At 71.8% G+C, this 16,546-nt stretch carries 13 protein-coding genes; 4 read left to right on the top strand and 9 right to left on the bottom strand.

Annotated features, from left to right (window positions below; translation table 11 throughout):
• Nucleotides 1-151: 151 nt before the first annotated feature.
• Both Cba03nite_RS13960 and Cba03nite_RS13955 read right to left on the bottom strand, forming a co-directional pair.
• Complete coding sequence (locus tag Cba03nite_RS13960; RefSeq protein ID WP_203745861.1) at nucleotides 152-1,009, bottom strand: hypothetical protein; 858 nt, start codon at nucleotides 1,007-1,009, stop codon at nucleotides 152-154.
• A gap of 101 nt (nucleotides 1,010-1,110) precedes the next feature.
• Complete coding sequence (locus tag Cba03nite_RS13955; protein ID WP_203745860.1) at nucleotides 1,111-2,097, bottom strand: ArsR/SmtB family transcription factor; 987 nt, start codon at nucleotides 2,095-2,097, stop codon at nucleotides 1,111-1,113.
• Nucleotides 2,098-2,222: 125 nt separating this feature from the next.
• On the opposite strand from Cba03nite_RS13955, the gene Cba03nite_RS13950 reads away from it, so the two are divergent.
• Nucleotides 2,223-3,632: a family 43 glycosylhydrolase gene (locus Cba03nite_RS13950; RefSeq protein ID WP_203745858.1), complete on the top strand. Its 1,410-nt coding sequence runs from the start codon at nucleotides 2,223-2,225 to the stop codon at nucleotides 3,630-3,632.
• Nucleotides 3,633-3,680: 48 nt separating this feature from the next.
• On the opposite strand, the gene Cba03nite_RS13945 is transcribed toward Cba03nite_RS13950, so the two are convergent.
• From Cba03nite_RS13945 to Cba03nite_RS13930, 4 genes are all read right to left on the bottom strand, one after another.
• On the bottom strand, nucleotides 3,681-4,421 hold the full coding sequence (locus Cba03nite_RS13945) for a DUF899 family protein (RefSeq protein WP_203745856.1): 741 nt from the start codon (nucleotides 4,419-4,421) through the stop codon (nucleotides 3,681-3,683).
• Nucleotides 4,422-4,507: 86 nt separating this feature from the next.
• A complete protein-coding gene (locus Cba03nite_RS13940; RefSeq protein WP_203745854.1) occupies nucleotides 4,508-4,699 on the bottom strand; it encodes a bleomycin resistance protein in 192 nt (63 codons plus the stop codon).
• A 28-nt stretch (nucleotides 4,700-4,727) separates the two neighbouring features.
• Entirely contained in the window at nucleotides 4,728-5,204 is a 477-nt protein-coding gene (locus tag Cba03nite_RS13935) for a VOC family protein (protein WP_239125718.1), read from the bottom strand.
• A 176-nt stretch (nucleotides 5,205-5,380) separates the two neighbouring features.
• Entirely contained in the window at nucleotides 5,381-5,908 is a 528-nt protein-coding gene (locus Cba03nite_RS13930) for a winged helix-turn-helix domain-containing protein (protein ID WP_239125717.1), read from the bottom strand.
• A 301-nt stretch (nucleotides 5,909-6,209) separates the two neighbouring features.
• Between Cba03nite_RS13930 and Cba03nite_RS13925 the strand changes: the two genes are divergently transcribed.
• The gene (locus Cba03nite_RS13925) at nucleotides 6,210-10,562 is read left to right on the top strand and encodes a S8 family serine peptidase (protein WP_239125716.1); all 4,353 of its coding nucleotides are present in this window, start codon (nucleotides 6,210-6,212) and stop codon (nucleotides 10,560-10,562) included.
• Between the two features lie 133 nt (nucleotides 10,563-10,695).
• Here Cba03nite_RS13925 and Cba03nite_RS13920 read toward each other — a convergent pair whose 3' ends face one another.
• The 3 genes from Cba03nite_RS13920 to argG form a co-directional block, all read right to left on the bottom strand.
• Nucleotides 10,696-11,178, bottom strand: a complete 483-nt coding sequence (locus Cba03nite_RS13920) for a winged helix-turn-helix domain-containing protein (protein ID WP_203745850.1) — start codon at nucleotides 11,176-11,178, stop codon at nucleotides 10,696-10,698.
• A gap of 28 nt (nucleotides 11,179-11,206) precedes the next feature.
• Entirely contained in the window at nucleotides 11,207-12,481 is a 1,275-nt protein-coding gene (locus Cba03nite_RS13915; protein ID WP_203745849.1) for a cytochrome P450, read from the bottom strand.
• 288 nt (nucleotides 12,482-12,769) lie between these two features.
• On the bottom strand, nucleotides 12,770-14,221 hold the full coding sequence (gene argG / locus Cba03nite_RS13910) for an argininosuccinate synthase (RefSeq protein ID WP_203745848.1): 1,452 nt from the start codon (nucleotides 14,219-14,221) through the stop codon (nucleotides 12,770-12,772).
• Between the two features lie 352 nt (nucleotides 14,222-14,573).
• On the opposite strand from argG, the gene Cba03nite_RS13905 reads away from it, so the two are divergent.
• Nucleotides 14,574-15,218, top strand: coding sequence for a pyridoxine/pyridoxamine 5'-phosphate oxidase (locus Cba03nite_RS13905; protein WP_203746072.1), 645 nt, complete (start codon nucleotides 14,574-14,576; stop codon nucleotides 15,216-15,218).
• Nucleotides 15,219-15,332: 114 nt separating this feature from the next.
• Nucleotides 15,333-16,535 carry an alginate lyase family protein gene (locus Cba03nite_RS13900; protein ID WP_203745847.1) on the top strand — a complete coding sequence of 401 codons (1,203 nt, stop codon included), beginning with the start codon at nucleotides 15,333-15,335 and terminating at the stop codon, nucleotides 16,533-16,535.
• Nucleotides 16,536-16,546: the final 11 nt, after the last annotated feature.

The following is a 16,546-nucleotide window of genomic DNA, read 5'->3' as shown; positions in this document are numbered from 1 at the left end:
CTTTGGGCCGCTGCCTCGGCTCCCCTCATTCGCAGGATTTCGCCGATCCTATGGCAAGCGCTTTCCGGCCGCCAGCCGCACGCGGCCTGCCGCCCGAGCACGACGGCCCCGGCTCCATGCCGGAGCCGGGGCCGTCGGCGTAGGGAAGCGCTCAGCCGACCAGCAGCTTGTCGAGCGCCGCGTCCAGCGAGCCGCTGTCGGGCGACGCGTAGGACTTCAGCGTCTCCTTGTTGTACGTGAGGAAGCTCGGGCAGCGGTTGGCCGGCGCGTTGATCGTGCCGCCGTCGGCCACCTTCTCGCCGGTCTTCGCCGCGTGGAAGGTCAGGGTGTAGCGCGAGGACAGGTAGTCGACGGTCAGCTTCTTGCCGTCGGTCGCCTTGATCTCGCACTTCTGGCCCTGGGCCTCGCTGCCCTCCACGTAGGTGAGACAGCCGACCACGCTCACCGTCGTGTAGTCGGCCGACTTGGCGTAGTACGGCTTGGTCGAGTTCACGGACTTGGTGTTCCACCGCGTCGGCCGGTCGGGCGAGTTGGCGAAGACGTACGCCTTGGCCGCCCCCGGGGTGTAGTCCGCCGCGTTCAGGATCGCCCCGCCCTGGCACACCTCGGCGAAGTCGGAGGAGTAGCGGGCGGTCAGCGCGTTGTTGCCGCCGGGCTGCTCGGCGGTGGGCGCCGGAGCCGCGGTGCTGCTCGACCGCGTGGGCTTCGGGTCCGGCAGGACCGGGTCGTCGTCGGCGGCGTTGGCGAACAGCCACACGCCGACACCGCAGAGCACCAGCAGCAGGACGAGCACACCGGCGACGATGCCGATGATCAGCCCCTTGTTGGACTTCGCCGGGGGCTGCTGGCCGCCGGGGAAGTAGGCGGGCTGCCCGTAGGCCGGCTGAGCCGGGCCGTGGTGCGGCGGCGGGTAGGCCGGCGACACGGGCTGCTGTGGCTGCCCGTAAGGGGGCTGCGCGGACTGGTACGGGTCGGACGGCTGCGGAGGTTGCGCGAAGGGGTCGGTCACGTGTCGTTCCATTCACCTTGCGGGGGAGCTTTAAACCAACGTCTGGGCACGTTAACGACACCTGTCAACCAGATCAACTGGTCGTCCCATGATGTGATGCGTTACCTCTCGGCCCGTGACGCTCCGTCGAGCAGCGCGTAGCCCAGCGGCGTGACGGTGTGCAGGGTGTGCCTGCCGCACGGGCGGGCCCACAGCAGCCCGGCCCGGCGGAGCGTGGTGGCGTGCTCGCTGGCGCTGGACAGCGATACGCGCACCTGCACGGCCAGCTCACCGGTGGTGCAGCCGTGCGGATGGAGTGCGACGGCGCGCAGCACCGCGGCCCGGGTCGTGCCGAGCAGCGCGAGCAGGCGGTCACCGGGCGCCGCCGGGCCGGCCGCCCAGCCGAGTTCGTCGTCGATCGGGTACACCAGCACCGGCGGCCGGTCCGCCGCCCGCAGCGTGACCGGCGTCCGACGGCAGAAGAACGAGGGCATCAGGACCAGGCCGCGCCCGTCCAGGTGCAGGTCACGGTCGACCGGATAGGCGACGTGCAGCGTCGGCGCCTCCCACCGCACCGCCGGGTGCAGCGTCGTGAGCAGCCGGTCGACGCCGCCGTCCACCATGGACCGTGCGCCGCGCGCCCGAGCGGCCGCGACCTGGCTGGCGATGAGGTCCCAGTGCGGGCCGAGCACCGCGTCGAAGTAGGAGCGCATCACCGCGGCCAGCGCGCTCAGCGCCCGCCGGTCGCCGTCGGCCAGCCGCCGCAGCCACCCCGACGACGGCCGCCGCGCCACCAGCCGGTGCAGGTCGGCGCGCAGATGCTCCCGGGGCGTGGCGAGCACCGCGTCGATCCCCGCCGCGATGTCGCGTACGCCGCTGGTGGGGGTGAGGAAGTCGGCCGAGTAGCCGGTCGGCGGGGCCAGGCCCATCAGCGCCCGCATCTGCGGGGTGAGCCGGGCGATCGCGCCCGCGCGCCACTGGCCGAGGATCGGCGGGGTCGCGCCGCCGCGCAGCAGGTGCTGGCTCAGCAGGGACTCCCACAGCGGATCGGCGCCGGCGGCGAGCCGCACCGCGCCCAGGTCCGCGGCGGTGAAGTGTATGCGCAGCATCGCCCGACCTCCGCTGCGGCGCAATCTACCACGGCCGACGCTTCGGCTCAGCCCGAAGCGACTGGCGCCCGTCGATGCGTGCATCGATGCTCGTGCCGACCGTTTCCGATCGGGGAGTTGATGGCATGAGACGACTGACCCTGTTGCTGACGACGCTGTTGCTGCTGGTGGTGCCCGGAGTGCCCGCGCAGGCGGCGGGCTCGTTCACCAACCCGCTCAACGGCGGCGCCGATCCGACGCTGACCTATGTGAACGGCAACTACTACCTGGCGACCACGCTGGGGGACCGGATCGGCATCTGGAAGTCGCCGCGCCTGGCGGGGCTGGCCACCGCCGGGGAGACGACCGTGTGGCGGGACGGCGATCCGAGCCGCAACCAGCAGCTGTGGGCTCCGGCGCTGTACCGGTTCGGGCAGCGCTGGTACATCTACTACACCGCCAGCAACGGCACCGACGCCGCGCACCGCAACTACGTCATCGAGTCCGACGGCGACGACCCGCTGGGCCCGTACCACTTCAAGGCCCGCATCGCCGACCACGGCGAGTACGCCATCGACGGCGAGCCGTTCGTGCACAACGGGCAGATGTACTTCGCCTGGGCGGGGCCCGGCCGGGGCATGGGCGGCCCGGCGCAGCTCTACCTGCAGCGCATGGACACCCCGTGGTCGGTGACCGGCTCGCGGGTGGCGCTGCCGGCCAGCGGCGGCTGCACCGAGGTGCGCGAGGGCCCGACCGGGCTGCGCGGCGCGAGCCGCCTGTTCCTGGTGTACTCCAGCTGCGACACCGGCAAGCCCGACTACCAGCTGTGGATGAAGTCGATCGCGAACGGCGCCGACCCGCTGGTCCCGGCCAACTGGGTCCAGCACGCCGGGCCGGTGTTCTGGCGCAACGACGCCGCGGGCGTCTACGGGCCGGGCCACAACGGCTTCTTCAAGTCGCCCGACGGCAGCGAGGACTGGATCGTCTACCACGGCAAGACCACCTCGGCGTACACGTATGCGGGCCGGACCACCCGGGCCCAGCGGATCAGCTGGAACGCCGACGGCACCCCGAACATGGGCCGCCCGTACGCGCTGGGCACCGCGCTGACCCCGCCCGCGGGCGACCCGGACAACCCATCGACGGCCTGGTCGCAGATCGTCGACAACACCACCGAGGGCCGCTTCACGGCGAGCACCGCGTGGGGCGTGTCGGCGTACTCCACTCAGCGCTACGGCGCCGACTACCGCTACGCCGAACCGGTTTCGGCCAGTGACGCCGCCTGGTACAGGTTCGCCGTTCCGGAGACCGGGACCTACCGGGTGGACGCCTGGTGGCCCGCGCTGCCGGGGTACAGCACGAAGGCGCCGTACGTGATCGTCACGCCGAGCGGCAACCAGACCGTCCACGTCGACCAGCGCTACAACGGCGGCGGCTGGCGCACGCTGGGCACCTTCACGCTGAGCGCGGGCGACGAGAACAAGGTCGGGGTGAGCCGCTGGACGAACGGCACCGGCCTGGTCATCGCCGACGCCGTACGCCTCACCCGCGTCTGAGCACATGCGGGCCGTGACCGGAAGCCGCCGGTCACGGCCCGCCCCCGTTCAGTGCCCGCCGCAGCAGGACCCCGCCGAGCCCACCGGCGTGACGCCCGGCCGGCTCCACTGGGCCGTCGGGCGGCCGTCCACCCGCCACTGGTGACCCTCGACCGTGGGCCAGCCCGCAGGCGATTCCTCCCAGCGCTCCTGGCGGCCGTACACGGTCAGGTCGAGCGCGTGGTAGCTGGTCAGCAGCGCCTCCACCCCGCGATCGGTGGTCCAGTACGTCTCGTAGACCTGGTCCCCGTCGCGCAGGTAACAGACGATCATGCCGAAGCCGCGCCCGTCCCGCAGCGCCGGATCGGAGTCCTTCGCCGAGTACCACGGGAACCCGTAGCCCATGAACTCGGCGAACGGCGCACTCTCCGCGTACGAGCCCTCGCAGAACACCGCGTAGGTCACGTCGCGGGCGTGCAGGTAGTCCAGCCGGTCCAGGTGGCAGGTGGCGAAGGTGCAGCCCTCGCACTGGTTCTCCCACGGCTCGCCGTGGTGCCACATGTGGTAGTACGCGATCAGCATCCGCCGGCCCTCGAACACGTCCAGCAGCGGCGTCGGGCCGTCGGGACCGTGCACGGTCGCGCCCGGCGGCACCGGGGTCATCGGCAGCCGCCGCCGTGCCGCGGCGATGGCGTCGCCCTCGCGGGTGTGCGCCTTCTCCCGTGCGAGCAGCTCGTCGCGGGCCCGCGACCAGGTCTCACGGTCGACCACCGGCGGCAGCGCGGCGCCGGTCAGGGTCTCAGCCGTCATCATCTCTCTCCTTCCGGACGAAGGTCCTCGCAGACATGACCGGCGTCGGCGGCCGAACTCGTCGCCCGGCGGAGAAGAAATCGGGATCAGCCCTTCAGCACCGTCTCCATGTGCCGGGCCGCCTCGGCAGCCGCCTCGTCGGATGACCGGCCGCCCTGGCGGGCGACCATGTACGCGGCGTACCAGTCCGACCAGTGGTGCTTGGGTGCGCTCGCCTCGTACGCGCCGTGGTGCTCCTCGGTCTCCCGCAGCAGCTCGGCCAGGGTGTCGACGTCCATGGTGTTACCTCCTCGGTGGGGCGGCCGGTCAGCGGCCCGGCAGCCGTTCGGTTACCTCCTGCAGCAGCCAGCTGTTGCCGTCCGGGTCGCGGAACGTGGCGAACGAGGCGTAGCTGCGCCGGTCGTCCGCCGGGCCGTCGACCCGCTCCTGGGCGCCGCTGTCGTACACGTTGTGGTAGATCTCGCTCACCTCGACGCCCCGGCCGACCAGGTCGGCCCGCGCCTTCTCCAGGTCGCTGACGACCAGGTAGGTGTTGTGGGCGCTGCCCGGCGCCGCCGGCGTCACGCCGCGCCCGAAGTGGACGGAGCACCCCGAGCCCGGCGGGGTCAGCTGCACGATCCGGAAGCCGGGCCCGGCCTCGTAGTCAGCGTCCTGCCGCCAGCCCAGACCCCGGTAGAAAGCCAGGGAGCGGTCCACGTCGGCGACCGGGATGACCACGACTTCGAGTTTCATGTCCAGGGCGGGCGGGGCGACGTTGTCCTGATTCGCCTGCGGGCTGCTCATCTGCGACCTCCCGTGACGCATGCCCGGTTCCGGCGTGGTGCCGGAACCGCTCCGACAATTGTCGCGTATCGGTCATCGCCGGGTCCGGTCAAGTGCGCCCCCGGTTCGGCCGCCGCATCCTGTCGGATTGCGGACCGACCCTGAAGGGCGCCCACATTGCCTGTTTCAGGCAGCGCTCACGACCGCCCGACCCGCGGCTGCCGCCGTTCGCTGAGCCGCAGGCCGACGCCCCGCACCGCGTCGATCGTGGTGCCCGTGCCCAGTTCGTGCAGCTTGCGGCGCAGCCGCTTGACCAGTGACTGCACGTCCGCCCGCTGCTCGCCGCCCTCCTCGTGCCACACCGCCCGGTGCAGCTCGGCGTAGCTCCAGACGCGGATCGGCGCGGTGGTCAGGCAGGTCAGCAGGTCCAGCTCCAGCCGCGTCAGCTCGACTTCGCGGCCCTGGCAGCGGGCCCTCGACCGGACCGAGTCCAGCACCAGGGCGCGGTCGCCGCCCATCGTGGGCGCGGCGGCGGCCTGGTGCGGGCCGGGGATCAGCCGGCGCAGCTCGCCGAGGTCGGCCACCAGCAGCAGCGGGGCGATGCCGTCCAGCCGCTCGGCCAGCCGGATCCGCTCGGCCGGTGACGGCGCGACCGCGATCAGCAGCGTGTACAGCTCGTCGGCCGGGTCGAGCCCGTCCGGCGTCATCTCGTCGTCCTCGGTCACAGCACCCACCCCGGGACTCGTCATTGGACTGACCGTGTTGGGCAATCCGGCCGCCCGCGACGCCTGCGTTGACGACAAGTTGCTCACGGCCAGCTATTGATCGTCCGTTTTGCTCGATCATAGTGTCCAAACGGGCTACCGGCGCGACACGCACGGTCAGGGGAATGGAGGAGGGATCGTCGAACCGGATCCGTCCGGACGCATCCCCCTGCACGTCCCCCCGCCCCAATCGATCCGGGCCGTTCTGGGGGAGGAAACACCGATGTTCAGACGTCCGACATGGAGATCCACAGGCAGAGCAGTGGTCAGTGCGGGAGCGGCGATCGTCCTCGCCGCGACGGCGCTGACCGGCGTCGGCACGGCGGCCCAGGCCGCCGGCACCGAGGTGGGCGACAAGATCCGGCCGGAACTGGTAAAGCAGTTCCAGGCCAAGAGCGAAGGCGACTTCTGGGTCCGATTCACCGAGCGGGCCGACCTGAGCAAGGCGAGCGCCATCAAGGACTGGGCGCAGCGCGGCACCGCCGTCGCCGACGCCCTGCGTAAGACCGCGAGCGAGAGCCAGGCCAAGGTGCGGGCCGAGCTCGACGACGCCAAGGTCAAGTACCGCACGTTCTGGGCGACCAACGCCATCCGGGTCACCGGCGGCTCGCTGTCCATGGCACAGAACCTGGCCACTCATGCCGAGGTCGAGGGCCTCTACGCCCCGGTCGCCTACAAGGTGCCCGAGACGACCCCCGGCACCGACGAGCACACCGTCAACGCGCTCGAATGGGGCATCGCCAACATCAACGCCGACGACGTCTGGTCACAGTACGGCGTGCAGGGCGAGGGCATCACCATCGCCAACATCGACACCGGGGTCCAGTTCGACCACCCGGCCCTGGTCGCGTCCTACCGCGGCAACAACGGCGACGGCACCTTCGACCACGACTACAACTGGTTCGACGCGGCCGGCAACTGCGACATCCCGTGCGACGACGACGGCCACGGCACGCACACCATGGGCACCATGGCCGGTTCGGCCGGGGCCAACCAGATCGGTGTCGCGCCGGGCGTGAAGTGGATCGCGGCCAACGGCTGCTGCCCCACCGACGCCGCCCTGGTCGCCTCGGGTGAGTGGATGCTCGAGCCGACCGACGCCGCCGGGCAGAACCCGGACGCGAGCAAGCGGCCGAACATCATCAACAACTCGTGGGGCACCGAGGTGCCCTCCAACACGCCGTTCATGGAGGACGTGACGCTGGCCTGGACCGCCTCCGGCATCTTCGGGGCCTGGTCCAACGGCAACAACGGGCCCGCCTGCCAGACCAGCGGCTCGCCGGGCAGCCTGGTCAGCAACTACTCGACCGGCGCGTACGACGTCAACAACAACGTCGCCGGGTTCTCCTCCCGGGGCGCCGGTCAGAGCGGCGAGATCAAGCCGAACATCTCGGCGCCCGGCGTGAACGTCCGGTCGAGCGTTCCGGGCAACGGCTACGCCAGCTTCAGCGGCACCTCGATGGCCTCCCCGCACCTCGCGGGCGCCGTCGCGCTGCTGTGGTCGGCCGCACCGGCCCTGGTCGGCGACGTCAACGCGACGCGAGCGCTGCTCAACGGCTCCGCGATCGACAAGGCCGACGCCCAGTGCGGCGGCACGGCGGCCGACAACAACGTCTACGGCGAGGGCCGGCTGGACGCGCTGGCGCTGCTGAACGCCGCCCCGATCGGCGACACCGGGACGCTGTCCGGCACGGTCACCTCCACCGCCACCGGCAGCCCGCTGCCGGGCGCGACCGTGACCATCACCGGCACGGACGTCTCCCGCGAGCTGACCACCGGCGCCGACGGCACCTACTCGATCCTGCTGCCGGCCGGTGCCTACCAGGTCGCTGCGGCGGCGTTCGGGTACACCGGCGCCACCAAGCCCGCCACGATCGCCGACGGCGCGACCACCACGGTCGACTTCGCGCTGGCGCCCGTGCCGAGCTACACCGTCAGCGGCGCGGTCACCGACGGCTCCGGCCACGGCTGGCCGCTGTACGCGAAGGTCACCGTCCAGGGACCGTCGGGCGTGTACGACTACACCGCGCCCGGTAACGGCCGCTACAGCTTCACGCTGCCGGCGGGCTCGACCTACACCCTGAAGTTCGAGTCGCAGTACCCGGGCTACCAGTCGGTGACCAAGGACGTCACCGTCACCTCGGGCAACGTCGTGGCCAACGCGGCGCTGCCGGTCAACGCCACGACCTGCGCGGCGCCCGGTTACGCCTTCGGCTCCGACGGCGAGTACGAGACGTTCGACGGCACCACCGTGCCGGCGGGCTGGACCGTCGTGGACAACGCCGGCACCGGCCAGGTCTGGAAGTTCACCGACGACGGCGGCCGGGGCAACCTGACCGGCGGCAGCGGCAACTTCGCGATCGTCGACAGCGACGACTACGGTCTCGGCGGCAACCAGAACACCTCGCTGGTCAGCCCGGTGGTCAATCTGACCGCCGTCACCGCCCCGGTGATCCGGTTCAACCAGGACTTCAACCAGCTCGGCTCCGACCGCGCCGACGTCGACCTGAGCCTCGACGGCGGTGCGACCTGGACCAACCTGCTGCGGCAGGCGGCCGACTTCCGCGGCCCGCGCACCACCGAGATCCCGATCCCGCAGGCGGCCGGCCAGTCGCAGGTGCAGGTCCGCTTCCACTACTACGACGCGTCGTACGAGTGGTGGTGGTCGGTCGACAACGTGCTGATCGGCAGCGCGGTCACCTGCTCGCCGGTCGACGGCGGCCTGGTCTTCGGCCACGTCCGCGACAAGAACGACGGCTCGTACGTCAACGGCGCCACCGTCACCAGTGGCGACCGCCCGGCGGACAAGGCCGTGACCGCGGCGACCCCGGACGACTCCGGGCTGGCCGACGGCTTCTACTGGCTGTTCTCGAGCCTGACCGGATCGCACCCGTTCACCGCGCAGGCCGGCGGCTACGTCAGCCTGAGCAAGCCGGTCGACGTGCAGGCCGACTGGGCGACGGCGGCGAGCTTCCAGCTCGCGGCCGGGCGGCTCAAGGTGCAGCCGGCCTCGCTGAGCGCGACCGTGCAGATGCCCACCGGCAAGGCCACCAAGACCTTCACGGTGACCAACACCGGCGGCGCCCCGGTCGACGTCGTGTTCAGCGAGCGGGAGGGCGGCTTCGTGCTGCTGCGGGCCGACGGCTCGCGGGTCAGCAAGCAGGAGCTGCTCGGCTCCGCGGGCGCGCCGCTGCAGCGGCTCACCACGGCCACCTCGCTGGCGGCCCGGCCGTCGGGCATGTCGGCCAACGCCGTCACGCCCGCCGCCGCGCCGCAGGCCGACCCCTGGGCCGACATCACCGACTACCCGGCCAACGTGATGGACAACCGGGTGGTGGCCCTGGACGGCAAGATCTACTCGATCGCGGGCGGCAACGGATCCGCCTCGACCGCGAAGAACTACGTCTACGACCCGATCGCCCAGACCTGGTCGCCGATCGCCGACCTGCCCGCCGCGCGCAACGCGATGGCGGTGGGCGTCGTCGGCAGGAAGATCATCGCGACCGGCGGCTGGGGCGCCTCCGGACCGGACGCCGGCACCTGGTCGTACGACCCGGCGGCGAACACCTGGACCGCGCTGGCGGCCAACCCGGCGCCGCGCGCCGCGGCCGGTCAGGCGGTGATCGACGGCAAGCTGTACGCGATCGGCGGCTGCACCACCTCCAGCTGCACCCCGATGTCGAACACCGTGGTCCGCTACGACCCGGCGGCCGACAGTTGGACGACCGTGGCGGCGTACCCGAAGTCGGTGGCGTTCGCCTCCTGCGGCGGGATCGACGGCACGATCTACTGCACCGGCGGCAACGACGGCTCCGCCGCGCAGAAGGCCAGCTACGCGTTCGACCCGGGCGCGAACAGCTGGACCGCCATCGCCGACGCGCCGGTCGACAGCTGGGCCAGCTCGTTCGCGGTCGCGAACGGCAAGCTGCTGGTCGTCGGCGGCTCGCAGGGCGGCGCCATCACCAACGCGGGCTTCGCCTACGACCCGGCCGCCGGGTCGTGGTCGGCGCTGCCCAACGCCAACACCGCACGCTACCGCGGTGGCGCGGCCTGCGGCTTCTACAAGATCGGCGGTTCCTCGGGCAACTTCAACGCGGCGCCGGACAGCGAGGCGCTGCCGGGCTTCGAGGGCTGCGCCGAGGCCGCGGCCGACGTCAGCTGGCTGACCATCGACAAGGGCGCGGTCACGCTGGCGCCCGGACAGGCGGTCACCGTCACCGCCGTGCTGACGGCGAACGTCGACCAGCCGGGCACCTACACCGCCTCGGTCGGGATCAAGGAGAACACGCCGTACACGGTCGCACCGGTCGACATCACGATGAACGTGACGCCCCCCAAAACCTGGGGCAAGCTCATGGGCACCGTGACGGGCACCAGCTGCCAGGGGGTGAACTCGCCGATCGCCGGTGCGGTGGTCCAGGTGGACTCGTGGGCCATGTCGTGGACCTTCGCGACGGACGCCCAGGGCAAGTACGCCTACTGGATGGACCGCCGCAACAACCCGCTGACGCTGATCGTGGCCAAGGACGGCTGGAAGCCCCAGACCCGCCAGGCCAGGGTCAACGTCACCACGCCCACGGTCGAGGACTTCGCGCTGGCACCGATCCGGTGTTGACGTGCGACCGTTAGCCTGCTGAAACGGCTCCGGCCCGCCCGGTCTTCGGATCGGGCGGGCCGGACCACGTCTACCGATGCTCAGCCAGGAGGTCCGGCCGGGGACGTTCAGCCGGACGTGCCGGCCGGGAGCGTCAGCGCGCGGCGAGCCGGAAGCCGACCCCACGCACGGTGTCGATCGTCGCCGCAGCGTCGAGCCGGGCGAACTTGGCGCGCAGCCGCCGCACCACCGAGTGCATGTCGGAGCCCCGGCCCAGGTGCCGGTTGCCCCAGACGGTGTCGTGCAGCCGCTCGTAGGTCCACACCTGCCCCGGCGCCTCGCACAGGCAGCGCAGCACGTCGTACTCCAGCCGGGTCAGCTCGGCCTCCCGGTCGCGCCAGCGCAGCACCCGGCGGTCGGAGTCCACGGCCAGGCCGGGGGCCAGGCGCAGCGGCTCCTCCGGCGGTTCCGGCGGCGCGGCCTCCGGCAGCAGGTCGACCACGCCGAGGAACTCCCGCGCCTCACCGGCGTTCGACACGATCAGGAAGGCGCTGCTCGCACCCAGCAGCCGGGTCAGCTGCCGCCGCTGGGCCGAGGACGAGGCGATGCCGATGACCAGGGCCGGGGCTTGCTGCACGCGGGGATACCTCCAGGATGCTCGGCGCTCAGCGGCGCACGGGACGGAAGCGGGCTCGCAGGCCCGCCGGGGCGAGCCGGCCGTGGAAGCGCGGCGCGGCGGTGGCGGCGTTGCCCGACTCGACCGTGTAGGCCTGCGCCAGGCGTGAGGTCGCCAGGGTCAGCTGCCGCATGGTCAGCGCGGACCCGACGCACACGCGTGGTCCCGCCCCGAACGGCAGGTACGCCGCCCGCGGGGCGGCCTGCCCGGTGAGCCAGCGGCCCGGATCGAACTCGTCGGGCCGCGCCCACCAGCGCGGATCACGCTGGATCAGGTACGGGTTCAGCAGCACCTCGTCGCCCGGGGCCAGCGACCAGCCGCCCAGCGTGGTGGCGGCGCTCGCGGTCCGGGTCATCAGCCACACCGGCGGCTGCAGCCGCAGCACCTCCTTGACCACCGCCTCGGCCAGCGGCAGCCGGGCCGCAGGCACGCCGTGCCCGGCCTCGTCCCGCAGGTCCGCGGCGAGCCGCGGCCTGGTGGCGAGTTCCTTGACGATGGAGGTGTACGCCGCCGCGGGGATGCCGTGCCCGCCCATGAGGATGCCGCGCAGGGTCGCCGTCACGGTGCGGTCGGGCATCGCCGGGTCCGCGCCGAGCACGAACCCGAGCAGGTCCCGCCCGCCGCCACCCGAGGCGCGCCGCCGGGCCACGATCCCGGTCAGCGTCTCGACGGTGTGCCGGTGCACCCGGAAGAAGCGGCGGTGGCGCGGCAGCGGCAGCCAGGCCGGGAACTGGTACGACGAGCCGGTGAACGGCTCGGTGATGGCGAGGTTCTCGGCGAGCAGCGCCGGGATGCCGGCCGCGTCCGGGCCGAAGCAGTACTCGGCGATCGTGTGGGCGGTGAACGAGCGCATCAGGTCCACCACGCCGGTCTCGCTTTCGGCGGCCGTACGCAGGTGCTCGTCGAGCAGCTCGACCGTGCGTGCGTCGGCGGCGGCCGCGGCGGAGTGGTTCAGCCCGGCCCACACCGTGCGGCGCGCCGACATCCAGGCGTCGGCCTGCGCGGTGGCCTGAGCGAGGTCGGGCCGCGGGGCGAACGGCGCCAGCTCGGTGAGGAAGCTGGTGTTGGTGCGGGCGAGCGCGTCGTGGGTCAGCTCGGGATCGGTGACGAAGACGGTGCGCTCGTCGAAGGAGAACACGTCGCCGTATGCGGCATGTGTGCGGCGCAGGAAGCCCATGCGGTCCGCGTCGTAGGCGGGGGTGTTGCCCATGAGCCAGTGCCCGCGCGGGCCCGGGGGCCGTACGCACTGCTCGGGCTGCGACATCAGGCTCCCTGAAAAAGCCACAGGATCCCGGTCCGGGATCCTGTCATCGGCGCGTTGACGGGCAGGGCTACTGCTCGTAACCGTAGAACCAGTAGGGGTAGCGGCCGCTGACCTGGGACCTGCCCATCAGCCGGGCGGCGACGTGACGCAGCACGCGAGCCATGTGACCTCCTCTGATCAATATCCTTAGATATTGCAATGAATGTTGCCATGAGGAACCTGCCCGCGCAATGGAAACGGCGCCGTGCGGTCGTCCCGCACGGCGCCGTTCACATTCCCTTAGCGTGGTCAGTCGTTGCCCTGCTCCATCGCGGAGATGCTCAGCAGGCCCTCGTGGTCGGCGGTCTCGCCGCGGTCGGCGATCGCCTCGGCGCCGCCCTCGGGCAGCACGCCGATCAGCACGGTGGTGGCCGGCTGCGCCGCGGCGGTCAGCGCGGTCTGCGGGCCGCTGCCCACGATGCCGATCCGGGCGTACTGCTCCAGCTTGGCGCGGGAGTCGGCGATGTCGAGGTTGCGCATGGTCAGCTGGCCGATGCGGTCGACCGGGCCGAACGCGGCGTCCTCGGTGCGCTCCATCGACAGCTTGTCCGGGTGGTAGCTCAGCGCCGGGCCGGTGGTGTCCAGGATGGAGTAGTCCTCACCGCGCCGCAGCCGCAGCGTCACCTCGCCGGTGACCGCCGAGCCGACCCACCGCTGCAGCGACTCGCGCAGCATCAGCGCCTGCGGGTCCAGCCAGCGGCCCTCGTAGAGCAGGCGGCCCAGCCGCCGGCCCTCGGCGTGGTACGCCGCCAGCGTGTCCTCGTTGTGGATCGCGTTGACGAGCCGCTCGTACGCCGCGTGCAGCAGCGCCATGCCGGGCGCCTCGTAGATGCCGCGGCTCTTGGCCTCGATGATCCGGTTCTCGATCTGGTCGGACATGCCCAGGCCGTGCCGCCCGCCGATGGCGTTGACCGCCAGCACCAGGTCGACGGCCGAGTCGAACCGGCTGCCGTTGACGGTCACCGGGCGACCCTGCTCGAAGCCGATCGTGACGTCCTCGGGGGCGATCTCCACCTCGGGGTCCCAGAACCGAACGCCCATGATCGGCTCGACGATCTCGATGCCCGTGTCGAGCAGTTCGAGGGACTTGGCCTCGTGGGTGGCGCCCCAGATGTTCGCGTCGGTCGAGTACGCCTTCTCGACGCTGTCCCGGTAGGGCAGGCTGCGCTCGGCCAGCCACTCCGACATCTCCTTGCGGCCGCCGAGCTCGTGCACGAACTGGGCGTCCAGCCACGGCTTGTAGATGCGCAGCGACGGGTTGGCCAGCAGGCCGTAGCGGTAGAACCGCTCGATGTCGTTGCCCTTGAAGGTGGAGCCGTCGCCCCAGATCTGCACGCCGTCCTCGAGCATCGCCCGGACCAGCAGCGTGCCGGTCACGGCCCGGCCCAGCGGGGTGGTGTTGAAGTAGGCGCGGCCGCCGGAGCGGATGTGGAACGCGCCGCACGCCAGCGCGGCCAGCCCCTCCTCGACGAGGGCGGCGCGGCAGTCGACCAGCCGGGCCAGCTCGGCGCCGTAGGCCGTGGCCCGGCCCGGCACCGAGGCGATGTCGGGCTCGTCGTACTGCCCGATGTCTGCGGTGTAGGTGCAGGGCACCGCTCCCTTCTCGCGCATCCACGCGACCGCTACCGAGGTGTCGAGGCCGCCGGAGAAGGCGATTCCGACGTGTTCGCCGACAGGAAGGGAGGTGAGAACCTTGGACACGGGGGAAGTATATGCGCACGGGCGCATCGTTATGCAAGTCGGGGTATGCGTTTCACTCGCTCCGGTGACGCAGAGCACGTCGAGGGGCTGCCGTGACGGAGGAGAATGCGGCGCGGCGGCCCGTCGGCCGCCGCGCCGCCGGAGGCGGGCCGACAGCGTCGCGGTGCAGCTACCGCCGCCACCACCATCGGAGCCGCCGATGGTGATGTTGGAGCTGCCGCTGCTCTGGTAGCGCACGGTGGCCAGGATCTCTGATAGTCGTGGCTGCCCAGCCAGGGCGCCCCGGTCCGCCGACGGGAAGGGCGATGGCGGCGTGTTCGGCCGCCGCAGGCGTGACAATGGCGGCGTGTCCATGCGCGATCTGCTCCGGAACCTGCCCGTCTTCGACCGGCCGCTGCCCGCCTTCGACCCCGGCGCCGCCCCGCCGGACCCGATCGACCTGCTGGAGGGCTGGCTACGGGAGGCGATCGCGGCCGGGGTGTCCGAGCCGCACGCGATGACGCTGGCCACGGCCGGCCCGGAGCGGCTGCCGGACCTGCGGGTGCTGATCCTCAAGGACCTCGACGCCGAGGGCCTCTACTTCGCGAGTGAGTCGATCAGCGCCAAGGCCGGCCAGCTCGGCGCCAACCCGCAGGCCGCGCTCGGCTTCTACTGGCGCGAGCAGGGGCGGCAGATCCGCGTCCGGGGCCCGGTCCAGCCCGCCGGGCCCGAGGTCAGCGCCCAGGACTTCCTGGCTCGGCCGCTGAGTTCGCGCGCCGCGAGCCTCATCGGGCGGCAGAGCAGCGTGCTGCACGACCCGGCCGACCTGACCGAGGCGCTGGCGGAGGCGCAGGCTCGGCTGGAAGCCGACCCGCATCTGGTCGCCGAGCACCACACGGTCTACCTGCTCAAGCCGATGAGCGTCGAGTTCTGGCAGGGCGACGCGCAGCGCCGGCACATCCGGCTGCGCTACCGCCGCACCGAGGACGGCTGGCGCACCGAACGCCTCTGGCCCTGATCAATGGATCGAAACAGTTGACAGCGTGAATGCCGAGGTATTTAGTAAGGAAACTTACCTTACAGTTCCTGGCTTGGCCGCTCCCGAGCCACCACACCAGGAGGGGAGCAGCCGATGCTCCACACTCGACGGCGCGTGCCGCTCGCACTCGCCACCACCGTCGCCGCCCTGCTCGGTGCGGCCCTCGTGATCCTGCCCGGTGCGCCGTCGCGCCCGGCCGCCGCCGCGCCCGCCGTGTTCGCCCACCCCGGCGTCCTGGTCAGCCGGGCCCAGCTCGACTTCGTCCGCGACCGCGTCAACGCGAACGCCCAGCCCTGGCGGCAGGCGTACGACCAGATGACGGCCAGCCGCTACGCCTCGCTCAGCCGCGTCGCCAAGCCGCGCGCCGTCGTCGAGTGCGGCTCCTACTCCAATCCCAACTACGGCTGCACCGACGAGCGCGAGGACGCCATCGCGGCCTACACCACCGCGCTGGCCTGGTACATCACCCGCGACAGCCGCTACGCCCAGCAGGCCATCCGGCTCATGGACGCCTGGTCGGCGGTGATCACCGACCACACCAACAGCAACGCCCCGCTGCAGACCGCCTGGGCCGGATCCACCTGGCCGCGCGCCGCCGAGATCATCAAGCACACCTACCCCGGCGGCTGGCCCAACGCCGGCCGCTTCGCCACCATGCTGCGCAACGTCTACCTGCCCGAGGTGATCAACGGGAACACCACCAGCAACGGCAACTGGGACCTGAGCATGATGGAGGCGGTCATCGGCATCGCCGTGCACCTGGAGGACCGCACCGCCTATGACCGCGCGGTCAGCCGCTTCCGCAACCGCATGCGCGCCTACTTCTATCTCAGCACCGACGGCGCGGTGCCCTACGGGCCCGGCGGCGGCATCGACACGCCCAGCGAGATCATCGGCTACTGGCAGGGCCAGAGCACGTTCGTCGACGGCCTGTCCCAGGAGACCTGCCGTGACTTCACGCACACCGGATACGGCATCTCCGCCGCCACCCACATCGCCGAGACCAGCCGCATCCAGGGCCAGGACCTCTACCCGGAGTTCACCGACCGGCTGCGCCACGCCCTCGGCTTCCACGCCAAGTACCAGCTCGGCGCCGCCGTGCCGTCCTGGCTCTGCGGTGGCGGCCTGCACCTGGGACTCGGCCCGATCACCGAGGTCGGCTTCAACGCGCTGAACTTCCGGCTGGGCATCGGCATGACCAACACCCAGACGCTCACCCTCAACCAGCGCCCCGCCGGCACCAACAACCTGTTCACGGCTTGGGAGACCCTCACCCACGCCGCGAACCCGAACTGAACGGCCGCCCA

This window comes from Catellatospora bangladeshensis, from assembly GCF_016862575.1.
Taxonomy (GTDB): domain Bacteria; phylum Actinomycetota; class Actinomycetes; order Mycobacteriales; family Micromonosporaceae; genus Catellatospora; species Catellatospora bangladeshensis.
The sequence above is the reverse complement of the archived record's forward strand: the minus strand, read 5'-3'. Positions and strand labels throughout refer to the sequence as shown.